At 32.3% G+C, this 17,796-nt stretch carries 22 protein-coding genes and 1 pseudogene; 15 read left to right on the forward strand and 8 right to left on the reverse strand.

All coding sequences use genetic code 11. The features are described from left to right. The first annotated feature begins 132 nt into the window (after positions 1-132). The 3 genes from DW269_RS02385 to DW269_RS02395 all read left to right on the forward strand — a co-directional run bounded on the left by DW269_RS02385 (position 133) and on the right by DW269_RS02395 (position 2,882). On the forward strand, positions 133-2,064 hold the full coding sequence (locus DW269_RS02385; RefSeq protein WP_233502400.1) for an FAD-dependent oxidoreductase: 1,932 nt from the start codon (positions 133-135) through the stop codon (positions 2,062-2,064). Between the two features lie 256 nt (positions 2,065-2,320). After that, positions 2,321-2,581, forward strand: coding sequence for a type II toxin-antitoxin system prevent-host-death family antitoxin (locus DW269_RS02390; protein ID WP_117458392.1), 261 nt, complete (start codon positions 2,321-2,323; stop codon positions 2,579-2,581). After that, positions 2,571-2,882, forward strand: a complete 312-nt coding sequence (locus tag DW269_RS02395) for a type II toxin-antitoxin system RelE/ParE family toxin (protein WP_117458393.1) — start codon at positions 2,571-2,573, stop codon at positions 2,880-2,882. The genes DW269_RS02390 and DW269_RS02395 overlap by 11 nt, the downstream gene beginning before the upstream one ends. Positions 2,883-2,966: 84 nt before the next feature. Here the strand turns inward: DW269_RS02395 and DW269_RS02400 are convergent, their stop codons facing one another. After that, a complete protein-coding gene (locus DW269_RS02400; RefSeq protein WP_117458394.1) occupies positions 2,967-4,316 on the reverse strand; it encodes an MATE family efflux transporter in 1,350 nt (449 codons plus the stop codon). Between the two features lie 138 nt (positions 4,317-4,454). Between DW269_RS02400 and DW269_RS02405 the strand changes: the two genes are divergently transcribed. The 11 genes from DW269_RS02405 to DW269_RS02455 all read left to right on the forward strand — a co-directional run bounded on the left by DW269_RS02405 (position 4,455) and on the right by DW269_RS02455 (position 11,224). After that, entirely contained in the window at positions 4,455-5,138 is a 684-nt protein-coding gene (locus tag DW269_RS02405; protein WP_230310071.1) for a response regulator transcription factor, read from the forward strand. Between the two features lie 12 nt (positions 5,139-5,150). After that, the gene (locus DW269_RS02410; RefSeq protein WP_158546287.1) at positions 5,151-6,257 is read left to right on the forward strand and encodes a cell wall metabolism sensor histidine kinase WalK; all 1,107 of its coding nucleotides are present in this window, start codon (positions 5,151-5,153) and stop codon (positions 6,255-6,257) included. A gap of 101 nt (positions 6,258-6,358) precedes the next feature. Then, positions 6,359-7,120 (forward strand): C39 family peptidase, encoded by a 762-nt coding sequence (locus DW269_RS02415; RefSeq protein ID WP_117458397.1) that lies wholly within the window; start codon positions 6,359-6,361, stop codon positions 7,118-7,120. Positions 7,121-7,310: 190 nt separating this feature from the next. Further along, positions 7,311-7,703: a hypothetical protein gene (locus tag DW269_RS02420; protein ID WP_117458398.1), complete on the forward strand. Its 393-nt coding sequence runs from the start codon at positions 7,311-7,313 to the stop codon at positions 7,701-7,703. After that, a complete protein-coding gene (locus DW269_RS02425) occupies positions 7,669-7,869 on the forward strand; it encodes a hypothetical protein (RefSeq protein WP_117458399.1) in 201 nt (66 codons plus the stop codon). Before DW269_RS02420 ends, DW269_RS02425 begins: the two co-directional genes overlap by 35 nt. Positions 7,870-8,185: 316 nt before the next feature. Continuing rightward, the gene (locus DW269_RS02430) at positions 8,186-8,704 is read left to right on the forward strand and encodes an SdpI family protein (protein WP_117458400.1); all 519 of its coding nucleotides are present in this window, start codon (positions 8,186-8,188) and stop codon (positions 8,702-8,704) included. A gap of 72 nt (positions 8,705-8,776) precedes the next feature. Then, on the forward strand, positions 8,777-9,118 hold the full coding sequence (locus DW269_RS02435; protein WP_199409868.1) for a hypothetical protein: 342 nt from the start codon (positions 8,777-8,779) through the stop codon (positions 9,116-9,118). Between the two features lie 40 nt (positions 9,119-9,158). After that, positions 9,159-9,365, forward strand: coding sequence for a DUF4177 domain-containing protein (locus DW269_RS02440; protein ID WP_158546288.1), 207 nt, complete (start codon positions 9,159-9,161; stop codon positions 9,363-9,365). 237 nt (positions 9,366-9,602) lie between these two features. After that, the gene (locus tag DW269_RS02445) at positions 9,603-9,848 is read left to right on the forward strand and encodes a DUF2500 family protein (protein ID WP_117458402.1); all 246 of its coding nucleotides are present in this window, start codon (positions 9,603-9,605) and stop codon (positions 9,846-9,848) included. A gap of 123 nt (positions 9,849-9,971) precedes the next feature. Next, on the forward strand, positions 9,972-10,160 hold the full coding sequence (locus DW269_RS02450) for a hypothetical protein (protein ID WP_117458403.1): 189 nt from the start codon (positions 9,972-9,974) through the stop codon (positions 10,158-10,160). A gap of 224 nt (positions 10,161-10,384) precedes the next feature. Continuing rightward, on the forward strand, positions 10,385-11,224 hold the full coding sequence (locus DW269_RS02455; protein WP_117458404.1) for a LytTR family DNA-binding domain-containing protein: 840 nt from the start codon (positions 10,385-10,387) through the stop codon (positions 11,222-11,224). A gap of 16 nt (positions 11,225-11,240) precedes the next feature. On the opposite strand, the gene DW269_RS02460 is transcribed toward DW269_RS02455, so the two are convergent. The 7 genes and pseudogenes from DW269_RS02460 to DW269_RS02485 form a co-directional block, all read right to left on the reverse strand. Beyond that, positions 11,241-11,894 carry a trimeric intracellular cation channel family protein gene (locus DW269_RS02460; protein ID WP_022425394.1) on the reverse strand — a complete coding sequence of 218 codons (654 nt, stop codon included), beginning with the start codon at positions 11,892-11,894 and terminating at the stop codon, positions 11,241-11,243. Positions 11,895-11,936: 42 nt separating this feature from the next. Then, a complete protein-coding gene (gene rpsD, locus DW269_RS02465) occupies positions 11,937-12,542 on the reverse strand; it encodes a 30S ribosomal protein S4 (RefSeq protein ID WP_117458405.1) in 606 nt (201 codons plus the stop codon). Positions 12,543-12,757: 215 nt separating this feature from the next. Then, complete coding sequence (locus tag DW269_RS02470) at positions 12,758-13,270, reverse strand: O-acetyl-ADP-ribose deacetylase (protein ID WP_117458406.1); 513 nt, start codon at positions 13,268-13,270, stop codon at positions 12,758-12,760. 10 nt (positions 13,271-13,280) lie between these two features. Next, entirely contained in the window at positions 13,281-14,096 is an 816-nt protein-coding gene (locus DW269_RS02475; RefSeq protein ID WP_158546289.1) for a tetratricopeptide repeat protein, read from the reverse strand. 10 nt (positions 14,097-14,106) lie between these two features. Further along, positions 14,107-14,238, reverse strand: a complete 132-nt coding sequence (locus DW269_RS13095; protein WP_255413818.1) for a hypothetical protein — start codon at positions 14,236-14,238, stop codon at positions 14,107-14,109. An 18-nt stretch (positions 14,239-14,256) separates the two neighbouring features. Next, a pseudogene (locus tag DW269_RS12890) lies at positions 14,257-14,466 on the reverse strand (pyridoxamine 5'-phosphate oxidase family protein); the annotation flags it as partial. A gap of 77 nt (positions 14,467-14,543) precedes the next feature. Continuing rightward, a complete protein-coding gene (locus DW269_RS02485) occupies positions 14,544-15,878 on the reverse strand; it encodes an MATE family efflux transporter (RefSeq protein WP_117458408.1) in 1,335 nt (444 codons plus the stop codon). 172 nt (positions 15,879-16,050) lie between these two features. Between DW269_RS02485 and DW269_RS02490 the strand changes: the two genes are divergently transcribed. Beyond that, a complete protein-coding gene (locus DW269_RS02490) occupies positions 16,051-17,793 on the forward strand; it encodes a septation ring formation regulator EzrA (protein ID WP_117458409.1) in 1,743 nt (580 codons plus the stop codon). Positions 17,794-17,796: the final 3 nt, after the last annotated feature.

Raw genomic sequence — 17,796 nt, forward strand, 5'->3', positions numbered from 1 at the left:
TTTCAAGGTTTTTTTATGCTTTTCGAGAATAATATCACAATACATCTCTTGAATACTTGTGAAAAATAAATCTTGACCTTGAAATAATTACACCCATTAGAATAAAGATAGAAGATAAAGGAGACTGAAATTATGTATTCAAAATTATTTACACCTTATAAGGTAGGAAATTGTGAGGTTCCTAACCGACTAGTCGTACCAGCAATGGTTACAAATTATTGTACTGAAGATGGATTTCTAACAGAACGTTATATGAAATACATCGAGGAGAAGGCCAAAGGTGGATGGGGTATGATTATCACTGAAGACTACAGTGTTACTCCGCATGGAAAGGGATACCAATATATCCCAGGATTTTATAAGGATGAGCATATTGAATTAAATAAAGAACTTACAAAAATGGTTCATTCATATGGCTCAACTATTTTTTGTCAGATGTACCACCCTGGAAGACAGAGTTCTCATTTTGTGAATGGTGGTGTACAGCCTATTGCACCTTCAGCTACTAAAGACCCAATTTGTATGGATCTTGCAAGAGAAATGACTGTTGAAGAGATTCATACTTTAGTGAATGAATTTGCGGAAGCAGCAAGAAGATGTAAAGGATCAGGGTTTGATGGTATTGAACTCCATTGTGCTCATGGATATCTTTTGGCTGAATTCCTAAGCCCATATGTCAATAAGCGCACAGATGAATATGGAGGATGTTTTGATAACCGTGTAAGAATTGTGGATGAGATTCTTGTTGCAATGAGAGAAAAAGTAGGAGATTTTCCAATTCAAGTACGTGTTTCATCTCGTGAGTTTGTACAGGGTGGACGTACAGAAGCAGAGACTTATCAATTAGTGAAACATTTGGAAAGAATTGGATTTGATGCAATTCATGTATCTAATGGTGTTTATGCAGCACCTGCTGAAAAGCAGATTATTGCGCCGATGTTCACGGATCATGCATTAAATATGGAAAGATCATATAATATTAAAAAGATTGTAGATATTCCAGTTATTCTAGCAAATAGAATTAATGAACCTGGTATGGCTGATATTTTATTAGATATGGATAAATGTGATTTTGTCGGTATGGCAAGAGGCTCTTTGGCTGATCCTATGCTTCCTAAAAAAGCAAAAGAAGGAAAAATGGATCAGATTAATTACTGTATTGGATGTTTACAGGGATGTGAGTGGGCTCTATTTGATGGAAAAGGTGTGACATGTTTAGTTAATCCTAGAGTAGGTAGAGAATATGAATGTGATTTAACACCTGTAAAAGAACCTAAAAATGTTATGGTTGTAGGTGGTGGACCAGCTGGATTAATGGCAGCAAGAACTGCAGCTATTAGAGGACACAATGTTTCACTCTATGAATCTAAAAAATCATTAGGTGGTCAATTTGAAAGCGCTGCTTATCCAATTGGAAAAGGTGAATTATCTACATTTACATCATCAATCAGAGCTAATTTAGAAGCACTAAATGTACCTGTTCATTTAGGAACAGAAGTCACTGAAGAATTAATTCAGAAAGTACGTCCTGATGCGATTGTTTTAGCGACTGGTGCAAAACCATTTATGCCTCCTATTAAAGGTATTGATCAGGAACATGTACATTTTGCAGAAGATATGTTATTAGGTAAGTATGATTATCCTAATGGACCTATTGTAGTATGTGGTGGTGGAGAAGTTGGTTCAGAAACAGCACACTATTTACAGGAAAAAAATCATCAGGTAACTATTGTAGAAATGCAAAGTGATATTCTAAATGATATGATGCCTATTTCAAGAGAATATTTATTAAAGATGATGAGAGAATCAGGTGTTAATGTAAAAACTAATTTTAAAGTAAAAGAAATCACAAAAGATGCAGTAATCGGTGAAAATCAAGAAGGTCAATTAGTATCATTACCAGCAGAAATGGTTGTTTCTGCATTTGGATATAAATCATATAACCCATTAGAAGAAATGGCTCGTAATAACTGTAAAGAAGTATATGTGATTGGTGGGGCTGTGAAGGCAGGTAGTGCTATTCCAGCTACAAAAGAAGGATTAGAAGTAGGATTAAAACTTTAAACGAAACAATGACATCTCATTTTTGAGGTGTCTTTCTTTTTGTAGGAAATGTTAGAATCTATAAGTATTTTTTCTAATGATTGAGTATTAAATAGTAGAGATACTTTTTAGCTACTTAATGATTAGGGGATGAATTAAAAAGCGTTTAGTTCTCTTTATAGGTGAAGGACACTTAATAAATTAGAAAGAGGAAATTCATTTTTGGCAATAGGTTATAATTATGGTATAATTATCTCATAATAAGGAGGTGTTAAAGATGCCACAAATCATTCCAATTAAAGATTTAAAGAAAACTTCGGAAATTTCTGAGATGTGTCATAATACAAACGATCCTATATTTATTACCAAAAATGGTTATGGAGATATGGTGATTATGAGTATGGAGGCATATGAAGAAGCAATGAAAAAAATAGATATATACAGAAATATTGAAATTTCTGAAGAACAAGTGAAGAATGATCAAGTAAAAGATGCCAAGAAATCACTTGAAAACATGAGGGCAAAATATGAGTTATAGGCTAAATATTACTAAAAATGCAGATGAACTGTTGGATCGTCTTGTTTATTACTTGATTTATTGTTTAAAAAATAAACAAGCTGCTAGACATCTGTTAGATGGCATTGATATGATTTATGATAATCTTATTGAAAATCCATATCAATACCCACCATGTATTGATCAATATTTAGCTGAAAAGCATTACAGAAATGCAATTGTTCCTCAAATGAATTACAGTGTTGTTTATGATATTAAAGATGATGAAGTAAATATTTTAGGTGTATTTCATCAGCTTGAAAATATTAAAGATAAACTTTAAAGGTATGCTTCTATGGTAGAATTAATGTATCATAAAAGGCGGATTTTTCTGTCCGCCTTTTACACTATCTGAAACCATAATGAGTTAATTACCCATTACAGCATCTTTTAATAATGCATGTATTTTTATTTTATATGATATATAAAGCAGTACTGCTGCACCTGTCCATGCGAGTACTTCTGCAAGATAAATACCATTTTGTCCTAAGAATATAGGGAAGATGAGGGCAACACCTACACGAATAACGAGTTCCACAATGCCTGACACCATTGGTATAAATGTATTTTCCATTCCCTGCAGTGCACTTCTATATGAATGCAGCATATAGAGAATTGGTAGACATACTGCCATAATGAAGAGATACTTATAAGAAATAGTAAGTACCTTATTAATCTGATCAGGTGTACCTGAAATAAAGAGTAATAAGATATGCTTACCAAATAAAACCATTGAGGCACCAATAATCACTGAAGTACAGAATGATAAGAAGGCTGCCTGTGCCACACCTTTTTTAATACGTTCATACTGCTTAGCACCTAGGTTCTGGCTATTGAATGTTGTAATGGCATAACCAAATGAAATAGCGGCTACTTCTAATAAACCGTAGAGCTTATTTGTGGCAGTAAATCCTGCAATAAATAAGAATCCAAAACGATTGACTACTGACTGTACCATAATACCACCAATAGAAATAATGAGGTTCTGGAAGGCAAGAGGAGAACCTAACTGTAATAAGTTCTTGATAATCTTCTTTTCAAACTTAAATTTTGTGAGTTCTAACTTGAATGGTAATTCCTTCTTTAACATATAGAGACAGAATATTGCAGTTAAGAACTGTGCTAATAATGTCGCAATTGCAGCACCTGCAATACCCCATTTAAATACCACTACAAATAATAAATCTAAACAGATATTTGTGATTGCTCCTCCAATCATTGCGAGTAATGGTGTACGGCTATCACCTAAAGAACGTAATATACTAGAAAAACAGTTATAAAACATTGTGATAGTCAAACCACCGGACATGATTCTTAAATACGTAATAGAACCTTGAATAACGTTAGATGGTGTATTTAATAGAGTTAATAATGGAACGATAGATAATTCTGCAACAGCTGTTGTAAGGATAGAAAAGAAAGCACATAAGAAGAAAATCATATGCATAGATCTTTTCATATTCCCATAATCTTCAGCGCCAAAAGTACGTGAGATACGAATAGAGAATCCCTGTGTAAAGCCCATTACTATTCCTAAAATAGCCCAGTTGATCCAGTCTGCAGCACCTAGACTCGCCAAGGCATTAACACCTAAGAACTGTCCTACAATCATTGTGTCTACCATTGTATATAATTGTTGTAGGATATTACCTAACATAAGTGGTAATGCGAATAAGAATATAAGCTTTAATGGTTTCCCTTTAGTCATGTTCTTCATCTTTATTTCCCTCCACACAATGCGACTATCATATCATATTATTTATAACTAACTCTAGAGGGAATTTTCAATAATTAAGAAAGTATTAATAATTGATAGGAATGTAAATGATATAATGATACATAAGAGGGGATATTTATGAATATATTAGTTGTAGATGATGAAAAAGAGATTACAGATTTAATACAAATCTATTTAGAAAATGAAAATTTTACTGTATATAAGTACTATTCTAGTCAGGATGTATTAAGAGATATTGATGATTTAAAGATAGATTTGGCTATCTTAGATGTAATGATGCCTGATATGGATGGTTTTTCTTTATGCAATACATTAAGAAGAAAGTATAAGTTTCCTATTATTTTTGTGACCGCAAAGGTAGAGGATATTGATAAAATCAATGGTTTAAGTATTGGTGCAGATGATTATGTCACAAAACCATTCCAGCCATTAGAACTTGTTGCGCGAGTCAAAGCACAGCTAAGACGTTATAAGAATTATAATGAAAAAGAAGAAAAGAATGAAATAGATTTTAGAGGAATACGTATTAATAATGATACAAGAGAATTCTATTTTAATGAAAAGAAGATAGAACTGACTAAAACAGAATTTGCGATATTATGGGAATTATGTCTTCATAAAGGAAATGTTGTAAAGAGTGATGACTTGTTTTTAAAGGTCTGGGGAGAAGATTATTATAAGAGAGATAATAATACAATTATGGTGCATATTAGACACTTACGTGAAAAGATGCATGATGGTGGAAGAAATCCTAAATATATAAAGAAAGTTTATGGAGTAGGCTATAAGATTGAAAAATAAAGGATGGATGATATGGAAACTAATACGATCTTAAAGAAGATTTATAAACGTACACTACTACAATATATAGCTTATACAGTAGGGCTGTTAGTTGTTTTTGTATTGGCAGTCTATCTAGCTGCTTTTTTTGATTTTCAATGGGTCTATGATTTTGATTCTAATATTTATACGTTTCTAGCGTTCTTTTATAATATTGTGAAGAATCCACTCTCGCTTCTGTTGTTTTTATTAATCTGTATAGTGATTTCTTTTGCGTTTATGATTCATCATCTTTATAAACAGACATCCTATTATATGGATGCATTGACTCATGCATCTCATGAATTGTTAGATAAGAATATAGATTATATTACATTACCAGAAGAACTTTATGATATAGAAAGACGATTCAATGAATTAAAGAGTGAATCAATAAAAAATGAGAGACTTGCAAGAGAGAATGAACAGAAGAAGGATGAACTCATTGTTTATTTAGCTCATGATATTAAAACACCACTTACTTCCATGATTGGTTACTTATCTTTATTAGATGAAATTAAAGATATGCCTGATAGTCAAAGAGAGAAGTATATTAATGTTGCATTAGATAAATCTTATCGCTTAGAAGATCTCATTAATGAATTGTTTGAAGTGGCTCGTTATAATTCAGAAAAGATTATTTTAGAAAAAGAAGATTTAGATATTCGTCTGATGCTCGAACAAATCATTGATGATTTCTATTCTGTATTAGTAGAACAGGAAAAGAATATCCATCTTAATCAAGATGAAGATATCATATTATATGGTGATGCCGATAAACTCAGCAGAGTCTTTAGTAATGTGATTAAGAATGCGATTAGCTATAGTAAGGATCATACTGATATTAATATTGATGTTCATAGTATGCATGATGATGTCATTATTAAAGTCATCAATAAAGGAAAAGAGATACCTAAAGAAAAACTAAATCGTATATTTGAAAACTTCTATCGTTTAGATTCAGCACGTACTTCAAGAACAGGTGGGAGTGGTTTGGGTCTAGCTATTGCCAAGGAAATAGTGGAACTCCATCATGGTTCTATCTTTGCATCAAGTGATAAAGAAGAAACAGTCTTCACCATTATTCTTCCAAAAAATTAAGAAGTTCATAAGAATTCTATAAGAATGTATTAAAGAAGCATCTTCATTTGTATTGGTAAAATACAAGTAATGAAGATGCTTTTTTAAGGAGATGAAAACATATGAAAAAAATAATTATTGTATTACTTTGTGTATTCTCAATTCTTATAGGTCATATAGCTTATAATATAAGTGGAGGTGTAAGTGGACTGAGAGAAGATATTGGTTTAGAAATAAAAGCGCGTTTTAATCCTAAACTACGTACTATATTAAATAATAAGAATCAATATCCTGATAAAATGATTCAAGCACTTTATCGTAATGAAGAACTCATTGATTTTGTTTACAACTATCCAAGTAAGAAAGGACATGTTTATACAAATATAATAGGTCCAGTCACAAAAGGACGTTATCCTCTCTTACTTCAATATGATCAAAGATGGGGTTATGGAAAGTACGGACATAATGTGATTGGTATGAATGGCTGTGGTCCTACAAGTGCTGCAATGATTATTGCAGGATTAACAGGAAGAAATAACATTACCCCTTTTGATGTGGCATCATATGCATATAATCATGGCTATTATCAAGATGGAACATCCTGGGCTTTCTTTACTGAAGGTATGAAACATTATGGTATTCATGGAAGAAACATACCCCTCTCTTATTCTTCTATGAAGAATGAAATCATGAATGGTAGACCTCTTATATGCAGTATGAAACCAGGAGACTTTACTACTACAGGACATCTTATCGTTATTAGAGGAATGAAGCAGGGGATGTTTATTGTGAATGATCCTAACTCTATAAAAAGAAGCAATTGTTTATGGAGTTATGATACTCTTTCTAAACAGATTAGAAATATATGGTCTTTCTCAAGATAGGATTATAATCAATAAAATCGTTGAGTGATTTTTGTTGATAATTTGAAGTGATGAGATATGTTTATCCAAGACTATTAAAGACAATATGATGATTTTTAGCTCATCTAAAATGAGTAATAGTAAATATAAATATGATAAGCATGGATAGAAGTCATATGTTTTCTTATATTTATAGAGAGGAGGAATACATATGAAGAGAGTTCTCACTATTCTATTATGTTGTTTGATGGCTTTCGGATTATCAGGATGTGGTAAGTCTAAGGTAGAAGACGCAAAGAAAAATCTGCAGGAAAGCTATGAAAAGTATGGCTTTATAGAAAAAGAAACAGTAGATGTATTAGTTGCAAAATTCAATACTGAAGTAGTAGATCATAGTTCACTTAACGTTGCTTCAACTGATTATTTGACAAAAGAAAATAATCAGTACTGGTATGGACTTCTTGAAGGTGTTTCTTTAGTCGTTGTACCTGAAAAGTATACGGGAGATCAGGCAACTGATATTGTAGACTATATGCTTATTTTCGTTAATAAGACAAGTAAATATAATGATGAGGCACTTACATATACAAAAAAAACTTATTAAAGCAAATTATAATAAAGCAACGGATACTGAGATTGATACATTACTCAAAGAAGCAAAAGATAAATCGAGTAGTGGTAAAACAGCATATAATGGAAAAGGCATTTCTGTTGGTTATCTAGATAAGGATGACTATTATCAATATCAGGTATTAAGATTCTATAAATGATAGTTGATTATTGTTTGGATTGTGTTTCTAATAAGCCTAGAAAGAGTGTCCTCTGCCCATATCTGGCGGGGGGTGCTCCTGTTTTTATAATGAGATAAATATTATAATATAGTTGTAAAAGTAATTGTAGATAAGAAATGGTATAATACTTATATAGGAAAGTTCTTTTTCTGTATCTATATAAAAGATAAGAAGATGTAAAGGAGAAAGAACTTAATTAACAAGAAGGTAAATCTATTATGAAAAACGAATAGATTTTGTTTGAAACAGCAGATAAAGAAATTAAACTTAATGCGCCTGTTAATAATGATATCGTGTGGTTGAATTATTTGAGAGACATGTCAAGACGCTAGGTAAGCATATTAGGGATGCATTGAAAGAAGAATTGAATCGTTCAGTTGTCGTAAGTTTTGCGACAACTGCTTCTATTGATGATATAAGACAAATGCAAAAGGAGGTATATCTTATGTATGTATTGTTTTTATGTAATTTGTTGATTCCTGTTGTTGTGATTGTAACAGGAAGAATCATGTGGAAACATTATCCTAAAAATATAAATGGTTTGGTAGGATACAGAACAACGCGTTCAATGAAAAATATGGATACATGGAGATTTGCCAATGAGCACTGTGGAAGACTTTGGTATAAAATGGGGTTATTTATGCTTGCTTTTTCAGTTCTTGTTTCTGTATTACTATTACGTATTAATGACAATACATATAGTATGATTTCTCTTATCTTTGTCCTATTGCAATGTATTATTCTAATTGTATCTATTATTCCAACAGAACTTGCTTTAAAAAAGATGTTTTATGAAGATGGAACAAGAAAGTAAATCAAAATGAGAGGTGATAAAAATTGGAATTAAACATCAATTCGCCTGCTTATTTTTACTTAGCAATATGGCGTGAATGAAGGTGTATACTACTATTGTAAAAAATGTCATGAATACTTCAAAGATAAGGAATATAGCGAGATTTTGAAAGTAATTGGTATATGTCCTCAATGTGCTCCAAAGGATTTATATCAAAAGGGAATGTGGAAAGAAAAGGTTAGATTTATTGGAAATGGAAGTTGTGCCAGCGTTGATATTAGAATAGACTTTGACCAATATTATAATGCGACAGATGAGGAAAAACTTATTATTATTAGAAATACTGTTATAAGAGCAGTAAAAAAAGTCAAAACAAAAGGCAAGTTTGATTATGAAAGGTTTTACCAAGATTTACAGAATGTTACAGAAAACTAATTATTGCGACAATATCAGGTTCATGAAAGGAGAACAAATTATGTACAAGTATGCATATGAAACTGTAAGCTGTCATCTAAGTGGTTATGGACTAGGTGCAGGTACTGTATATTGTATTGATGATTATCGGTCTATTATTGAGAAAAGAGCTTCACAAGGCTGGCGATATGTTGGATATGTTCCTGTAAAACAGCGTGGAACTGGACATGTACAGGTAATGGATCTGATTTTTGAAAAAGAATATTAAGTTAAGAAACAAGGTGCAGAAAAAACTCTTTGATTATCATTCATCTGAAGTCCTTTTCTTGATAAAAAATACATATAAAAAACACATAGAGTCCATAACAATTACATATCTAAATACTATACTAGTAAACATTGAGGTGATAGAAATGGATTGTTTATTTGTGTTTTTAGAAAGTTTATTTAATACAGTGGATGAAGATGAATAACAGTGAGTTGTTAGTCTTTTGGTGGGGAATATATGTTTGGTGAAAGTATTTTATGGTGGTTAAAGAATAATCGTTCAGTTGTTCATTCTATAAGAGCTAATGTACTTACAAAAGAAATGAATGGTCATAAGTACTATATTTGTTTTGGGTTAGAAGATGGACAGATGAAGAGATTTCCTGTAGATTATTATGCTTATATATCTCTAAAAGAAGGAGAAGAAGGTATATTAATGTATCAAGGAAATAGATTTATAGAATACGACAGAGGTGGAGAATAATATTTTCTTCACCTCTTTTTTTTGCTTATGAAATTAACTTAAGCGATAGTCTATTCGTGTAAGATAATTAAATGAATAGGAGATGAATGAAGAGAAGAAGGGCTAAAATAGATTGAAGATGGTATGGTTGTTTGTCTTGACGGTGGAGAAACGAATGTAGAGTATTTAAATGAAGCTCAAAAAGATGTAAGTGAAGAGGCACTTTCATTTGTGAGAGAGCAGGCTTGTATTCAGGCTGTCATTGCATATACAGCAGATGGACACATTGGAACCATTAAAAATGGAGAGACAAGAGACGCTTTACTTTACTAAATTGAAGATATAGAGTATTATATAAGTAACAAATATTATAAAACATTAGAAAATACAAGTGAAGTCATAAGAATACTTACTAAAAACCGAAAATAATTTGGCATAGTTTACTTATTTAAATAAATTAAAGCCTAAAGAATACTTTTCGTGCAATAAAAAAACTTTTTATACATAAGTATGAGACTTATAATATTATTTTTGGTAAATTAATAGTGGTGATATATATGAGAAAAAAAGTGGTAAATGATTTAATTGGTACAAGTACAGAAATTTTACAAACATTTTGGCATAAGGATATGAGTTTATTAAGCCATTATCTAGATGATGATGTTTTTTATTGTGGTGCTGATCCAAGTCAATATTATTCTAGCAAAAATGAATTAGTGAATTATTTATATTCAGTCATGAATGGATGCTCAGAAAGTGAATTGACACATATTGATTTACAATGTGTTTTTAATCAGCAGAACATATGTATTATTGTTGGACGCTTTTTTCTTATGACTGATATGAAATCATTAGAAATGGTTCATGAAAAACAAAGATGTACATTCGTCTGGTCTATTGATAAGGAAAGAGAAGGACGTATTGTATATGTGAATATACCAGATTACATAGGAAAACTAGAAGAAGGAGAAGTATTCCCTCATAAGATGGGTTCTACTACATATCAGTATTATAAGGATATGGTTAAAAAACTGATAGAACCAGATAAAACAATCTTAGTAAATGATAAAAGTAAACACACATGTTTAATTCCTTTAAAGGATATACATTATGTAATGGCATTCCAGCACAACACAGTTATATATACAAGTAAAGGTGAAATTACATGTACTGTCTCTTTTAATAAGATGGAAGAGTTACTCGGTACACAATTTTTTAAGATTCATAGAAGCTATACGATTAATAGAGAATATATTCGTTTATTTGGTCATGATTATGTAGAACTTACAACAGGTGAAAAGGTCCCAATGACTAAACGTAATCGTGCACAGCTTATTAACTCTTTAATGGACTGTACAAATATTCAGTCAGGTATTGATGATGATGCAAAAAAATAGGTTCTCACGCGAGAACCTATTTTTGTTTGTCTTCATAGTATTCAATTGTTGGTAAATCCCATCGATAATGGGCTGCAAGTACTCTAATAAGTACAACTATAATAAAGCCTAATATAACTGCAGTATTTGTTTCTCCATACTTTATGAATAAACATGTAATGATGGAACCAACGATGGAAGCAGATGCATAGATCTGTTTCACACATACCTGCGGTAATTCATTTGCGAGAACATCACGGATAATACCTCCACCTACACCTGTCATCACACCAAGGAAGGCAGGAAGAAATATTCCTGTATGAACTGCCATACCTGCATTCACTCCATCCATTGTGAATGCAGCAAGACCTAAAGTATCAAAGATAAATAATAATTGAGTTGTTAGAGATTCAATACTCTTTCTAGTTGTTTTCTTATGAAAATATAATATTAAAATTGTCAAGTTGGCAGTCACTAATGCAATGATTACAAAGATTGGATTTCTAAACATAACAGGGGGAGTGACACCAATCAGTACGTCTCTGACCATCCCTCCACCAACTGCTGTACATAGTGCAAGAATATTTATACCAAACAAATCCATCTTTTTCTTACTTGCAACCATAACACCAGAAATTGCGAAAGCAATCGTGCCAATAATATCCATGACTAAATTAAATGTTGCATTCATATCTACTCCAATAAAAAAGCAGCCCTAAGGCTGCTAATAGAATTAACCAAGTCTGTTATAGTATTCGACGATTAGCTGTTCGTTGATTTCCTGATTTAATTCAGATCTTTCAGGAAGTCTAGTGAACTTACCAGTTCTCTTTTCAGCATCTACTTCAACGAAGCCAGGAACATGAGTCTGAGCTTCTAAAGCTGTCTTGATAACATCTAACTGCTGAGATCTTTCCTTAACAGTAATAACGTCACCAGGATTTACTTTACATGAAGGGATATCAGTCTTGATACCGTTTAATAAAATATGACCATGGTTTACTAACTGTCTAGCTGCTCTACGAGTAGTTGCAAATCCCATTCTATAAACTACGTTGTCTAATCTTGATTCAAGTAAGAATAAGAAGTTTGAACCAGTTACACCTTCCATCTTAGAAGCGCGGTTGAAAGTGTTGTGGAACTGCTTTTCGTTAATACCGTACATATGTCTTACTTTCTGCTTTTCTGCTAACTGAAGACCATATTCAGTGCTCTTGTGTCTCTTCTGACCATGCTGACCTGGAGCATAAGGTCTCTTGTTTAATTCTTTTCCGTTTTCCAATACTGAGAAACCAAGTCTTCTAGACTTTTTCCAGATTGGGCCTGTATAACGTGCCATTGACGTTACCTCCTTATTGTTTTATTTGCATAAAACAATAACAATTCATAACTCACCCTGCGTATGTTCTTATTAAGCATTTCTCTTGCGGTAAGATACTTTGCATCCCTAAGTCAAGAACGTAGCTGCACGACTGTTATGTACCGCTATTCATTTTATTGCGAATCTGATTATACTGAATAAAGTAGTGAAAGTCAAATAAAAGTTGATGAAAACTACATAAATTTCTTCAATTCTGTTTCATATACAGATTGAGTATGTGAATCAAAGAGAACCCATTCTACCAAATCAAAATCATTAGTATGTTCTTTTAAGAATTGAGATACTGTCTCGAGTGCAATATGCGCCGCTTTTTCAACTGGGAAATGATAGATACCAGTAGAAATAGAAGAGAAGGCAATCTTTCTAATACCATGCTCCATTGCAAGCTTCATAGAATTATAATAGCAATTAGCCAGTAATTCTTCTTCATTATGATTTCCACCATACCATATTGGTCCAACAGTATGAATCACATAATCACAAGGAAGGTTATATGCTTTTGTGATTTTAGCTTCTCCTGTCTCACATCCATGAAGTGTTCTACATTCTTTAAGTAGTTCACCTCCAGCAGCCTTGTGGATTGCGCCATCTACGCCTCCACCACCTAAAAGAAGATTATTCGCTGCATTCACAATAGCCTCTACATCTGTTACTTTTGTGATATCACCTAGAATTGTTTTAATCATATGTTACCTCTTATTTTGTCCACTCATACCCAGGCAATACATCATTTAATCTTTGTCTTGCCTCTTCTTGATTTCTTAAAACATGCTTATAACAGTTTTTAATGAGAAAATCTCCTGATTCAAGTCTTTCATAATACATCTGTTCAGCTAACTGGTAATATTTTAAGGCCTGCTTGTTATCTACTTCTGTACCAATACCGTTAAAGAAACAATCACCTAGACGCATCATAATATCAGCACCTACTAGATGAATATTATCTTCATTAAGTCCTTGGGCACAATGCATATAGATACGGAATGCTTCTACCTCATTTTTCTCTACATAATAACCATTACGATACATATCACCAATCTTATAAAGTGAACATAGATGTCCATCAAATGCCCCTAATGCGAAATAATGAAATGCTTTCTTATAATCTACGGGCATATCTCTACCATAGTAAAAACAATATCCTAAATTTTCCTGTGCCTGACGACATCCTCCATCTGCTGCAATTGTATAATACTCAACAGCTTTTTTATAATTCTGCTCACCAGCACGACCTGTATAATAGAGTGATCCAATATCACATGCAGCATCCATATTTCCTGAGTTTAGTTCATCGCTATAGACTTCTATAATGAAATCAGTGACACATTCAGGAAGCATCTTTGTACCATCTGCTTCATGTAATTCTTCTGCGATATTATAAGCCTCTTCATAGACTTCTTCATCTGAAAAGTCAATTTCATTTTCTATGATATTATAGATTTCTGGATAATCCTCTTCTGATATATTTGAGAGTATATCATTAAGTCTTCTATATAATTCTTTACTGTTCATAATTTCCTCCCTAGAAGTTGACTGCTTCTTTTTTATGTGTAAATGAATAGAAAGTCGCAGCCGCATTCTTAAAATAGAATACTTCTGTATTTCCATCATCTGCATTATATATTTTTTGTAACGATGGATAAGCATCAAGCATGGATTGTTTGGCTTCTCTTCAATCATCTTCTACAAGTTCTCCTGCGATGCGTGACCATTCATCATTCTTATATGCACAAATTTCTACCTTTGGATTTGAATGAATCTGTTTTGACACATTCTTTACCTTCCCTGTTTGAATATAGAGCTTTCCCTCAAACGTATGTGCTGTCTCGAAAGGTCTTACTCTTGGCTGATCACCTTCAACTGTTGCTAGGTAATAAGTATCTGCTTCTTTCCATGATTTTACCTCCTTACATAATTATACCACTACAAAAAAAGAATATCGGAATAATACCGATATTCTTATACGTGATCTAACCAATGTACACGGAAGTAATAAATAAGTAAACCAATCATACAGATCACCCATGTAACTGGCCATCCTGCAAATACAATACCAATGTTATGAGTTAAAGGTACTGCAATTGCAAGATAAATCTGTCTTAAAAAGACAAAAGTCCCTACCATGAAATACATAGGAATATTTGATAAACCAACACCTCTTAATGCACCAGATATAATCTGTATGACAGGTAATGTAAGATAACCTGCTGCGAATATTCGTGCCATTAAATAACCATATTTAATCACTTCGGGATCACTAGAGAAGATACCTACTAATTGTTCTCCAAATATATAAATAATAAGCACTCCAATAGTTGTTACTCCAAAAGTCATTGCCATTGTTGTACGAAGACCTTTCTTAACACGATCTATGGCATGCGCACCAATGTTTTGTCCAGTAAAAGTCGTAATAGCCATCGCAAAGCTTTGAATTGGCAGCTGTAGGAATCCATCGATTTTAACATAAGAAGTATAACCAGCCACTGCATTTGCACCAAATGAATTAATATAAGATTGTACAATGACATTACTAAAAGATACAATGGACTGCTGAAGGGCAGTAGGGATTCCTATTTCAATAATCTTCTTTAAAATAGGCATATCAATAGAAATATCTTTAAACTCTACTTTATAGATTTCTTTAGAGAATACTAATTTGATCATAACAAGTAATGCACTGATTCCCTGGGCAATAAAAGTAGCCCATCCAGCACCGGCAACACCCATATGAAAATATAATACAAAAACAAAGTCTAAAATAATATTTATAATAGATGCAACAATTAAATAGTATAAAGGAGTTTTAGAATCACCTACAGCACGTAATATACCAGATCCCATATTATAAATACATACAAAAGAAATGCCACCAAAATAAATACGTAAATATAGAGAAGCAGGAGCCATGACTGAATCAGGAGAACCAATAAGAATTAAAATTTGTTTTGATAATCCGATACCTAGAATAGTGAATAATACACATAAAATAAGAGTTAAGGCAATTGAAGTATGAATTGCTTTTTTCATCTTATTTAAGTGGTTGCCACCAAAATATTGGGCTATGACTACTCCAGCACCTGTCGCAAGACCAGTAAAGAAACCAACAAGAGTATTAATGATTGGTGTAGACTGCCCAACTGCTGCAAGGGCACCTGAACTTACAAAGTTCCCTACAACATAGGAGTCTACAGTATTATAGAGCTGTTGAAATAAATTCCCCACTAACATTGGAATAGAAAACCAGAGGATGGCTTTCCATATCTTTCCATTAATTAAATCTGTACTTTCATTCATCTTTTACCCTCCCTAAACAATACAATCATATTCCTATTTTTAAGAAAGAGTAAAGATTTTCACAAAAAGAAATATACATATGTGTATTTTTTAATAGTGTTTCATGATTCCATAATGAAATGACTTGGAAAATATGATAAAATTATATCGATATGTAAGAGAGGGATGTTTTATGGATTATATGAAGAATTTTATAGAATATGTAGGAGTAAGAAACTTAATAATATTTGGAACTATTCTTGTAGCTTTGATTATTTTCATGATTGTATATCATTCAATTAAATTAAAGATATATCGTCAGGAAATATTGGACTTACAAAACCAGATCAATGGAATTAAAACACTACCATTACAATATAGATTAGGCCGTGTACAGTCTATTGCGAAAAATATGCCAGAAGTGGCTGAAGAATATGAACAATTCACAAAAGATTTTGAAAAGATTACTGAATTCCAAAAGAATGAATTAGGTGTTCTTGTGAATGAAGTGGATGAATCTTTATTTTATGGAAAGACCCATGGTATAAAGAAGAAGTTTGCGTTGATTCGTGAAATGACTCAGCGTTATGATCATGACGCTAAAGACCTTCTTGCACGTATTGAGAAGGTGACAGAAATAGAAAACATCCAGCGTGTAGAAATCATTAGAGTAAAAGGAAAATACCGTGAGGTAGGCAATGAGTATGAAAAGATTCGTGTTAAAGTAGAAGAATTTGTACCACATGCTTTAGAAATGTTTAAAGAATTAGATGATGATTTTGTGAAACTTGAAACATTGATGAATAATCAGATGTTTGCGGATGCAAAGAATTTTACTGAAGAAATTGAAAATCGTATTGATAGTCTTCAAGAGAACTTAAAGGATCTTCCTTCTTATGTATATGTTGTATCTGACTTATTACCAAGTAAGATTGATAAGGTGGATGAATTGATTACTTCTTTAGAAGGTGATGAATATGCACTTGAAGAAATGAATATTGCAGCACGCCGTCAGGAAGTAGATGAACAGATGGAAGAATCTATTGCCCATGTAAAGAATGTTGATATCAAAGGTGCAGCAGAAGTACTTGAACCATTAACTGGATTAATTGAAGAATTAGTGATTGATTTGGGTAAAGAACTTGATTCTTATAAGCAGTTTAAGGAAAAGTGGAGAGAAAGTTATAATGAACTTCAGAGATTGACAGATGTTTATCAAAATACAATGAAAGAATATCGTCGTTTGATTACTGAATTTGTGATTGATGAAGAAGAAGTTGTAATCAGTAAGAAGTATGAAGAATTTAAACAGATTCAAAAGGATGCCAATGATTTAATTGAACAGATGGAATCTGGACATTTCGCTTATGCAAATATGTTGGAACATGTAGAAAATTTATATGATCGAATGATGCAGCATGATGCTTATCTGGAAGAATTTAAAAAGCAGAAAGAAGATATTGATACTAAGAATCAGAAAACAGAAGAACTCTTAGAAAATATCAATATTGTCTTATTAGAAATTAAGTCAGAAATCAAGAATGAACATCTTCCTTTAGTAAATGACTCTTATCGTGATTATATTGCGGATTCTTATAATAAAGTAGAAGAGATTAAACGTTTTAAAACCCATAAACCAGTTGTATTGAATGAGTTATGTGCCAAGGTAGAAGGGGCAAGAGATGTGATTTATAAGCTTTATGATAATGTACATAATATGATTGTAACTGCAGGTATGGTTGAAGATGCGATTGTTTATGCGAACCGTTATCGTTCAATGTTCTTAGAAGTGAATACAGAACTTACAAAGGCTGAAGTCTTATTTAGAAATGGTGAATATCGTAATGCATTACAAGTTGCAGTAGATATTCTAGAAAGACTTGAACCAGGAAAATATGAAGAGCTTATTAAAAGGAAAGAAATTAAGTCCGCTTAGGGT

Source organism: Catenibacterium sp. AM22-6LB (assembly GCF_003435615.1).
Classification (GTDB): domain Bacteria; phylum Bacillota_I; class Bacilli_A; order Erysipelotrichales; family Coprobacillaceae; genus Catenibacterium; species Catenibacterium mitsuoka_A.

What these genes read in the sequence shown, in the direction of transcription:
- DW269_RS02445 (WP_117458402.1), top strand. Translation starts at nt 9,603, where the DNA reads ATGTTTGGTGAAAGTATTTTATGGTGGTTAAAGAATAATCGTTCAGTT.
- DW269_RS02490 (WP_117458409.1), top strand. Translation starts at nt 16,051, where the DNA reads ATGGATTATATGAAGAATTTTATAGAATATGTAGGAGTAAGAAACTTA.
- DW269_RS02420 (WP_117458398.1), top strand. Translation starts at nt 7,311, where the DNA reads ATGAAGAGAGTTCTCACTATTCTATTATGTTGTTTGATGGCTTTCGGA.
- DW269_RS02470 (WP_117458406.1), bottom strand. Translation starts at nt 13,270, where the DNA reads ATGATTAAAACAATTCTAGGTGATATCACAAAAGTAACAGATGTAGAG.
- DW269_RS02440 (WP_158546288.1), top strand. Translation starts at nt 9,159, where the DNA reads ATGTACAAGTATGCATATGAAACTGTAAGCTGTCATCTAAGTGGTTAT.
- DW269_RS02460 (WP_022425394.1), bottom strand. Translation starts at nt 11,894, where the DNA reads ATGAATGCAACATTTAATTTAGTCATGGATATTATTGGCACGATTGCT.
- DW269_RS02405 (WP_230310071.1), top strand. Translation starts at nt 4,455, where the DNA reads ATGAATATATTAGTTGTAGATGATGAAAAAGAGATTACAGATTTAATA.
- DW269_RS02425 (WP_117458399.1), top strand. Translation starts at nt 7,669, where the DNA reads ATGAGGCACTTACATATACAAAAAAAACTTATTAAAGCAAATTATAAT.
- DW269_RS02450 (WP_117458403.1), top strand. Translation starts at nt 9,972, where the DNA reads ATGGTTGTTTGTCTTGACGGTGGAGAAACGAATGTAGAGTATTTAAAT.
- rpsD (WP_117458405.1), bottom strand. Translation starts at nt 12,542, where the DNA reads ATGGCACGTTATACAGGCCCAATCTGGAAAAAGTCTAGAAGACTTGGT.
- DW269_RS02385 (WP_233502400.1), top strand. Translation starts at nt 133, where the DNA reads ATGTATTCAAAATTATTTACACCTTATAAGGTAGGAAATTGTGAGGTT.
- DW269_RS02395 (WP_117458393.1), top strand. Translation starts at nt 2,571, where the DNA reads ATGAGTTATAGGCTAAATATTACTAAAAATGCAGATGAACTGTTGGAT.
- DW269_RS02390 (WP_117458392.1), top strand. Translation starts at nt 2,321, where the DNA reads ATGCCACAAATCATTCCAATTAAAGATTTAAAGAAAACTTCGGAAATT.
- DW269_RS02475 (WP_158546289.1), bottom strand. Translation starts at nt 14,096, where the DNA reads ATGAACAGTAAAGAATTATATAGAAGACTTAATGATATACTCTCAAAT.
- DW269_RS02410 (WP_158546287.1), top strand. Translation starts at nt 5,151, where the DNA reads ATGGAAACTAATACGATCTTAAAGAAGATTTATAAACGTACACTACTA.
- DW269_RS02455 (WP_117458404.1), top strand. Translation starts at nt 10,385, where the DNA reads ATGAGAAAAAAAGTGGTAAATGATTTAATTGGTACAAGTACAGAAATT.
- DW269_RS02415 (WP_117458397.1), top strand. Translation starts at nt 6,359, where the DNA reads ATGAAAAAAATAATTATTGTATTACTTTGTGTATTCTCAATTCTTATA.
- DW269_RS13095 (WP_255413818.1), bottom strand. Translation starts at nt 14,238, where the DNA reads ATGCTTGATGCTTATCCATCGTTACAAAAAATATATAATGCAGATGAT.
- DW269_RS02400 (WP_117458394.1), bottom strand. Translation starts at nt 4,316, where the DNA reads ATGAAGAACATGACTAAAGGGAAACCATTAAAGCTTATATTCTTATTC.
- DW269_RS02485 (WP_117458408.1), bottom strand. Translation starts at nt 15,878, where the DNA reads ATGAATGAAAGTACAGATTTAATTAATGGAAAGATATGGAAAGCCATC.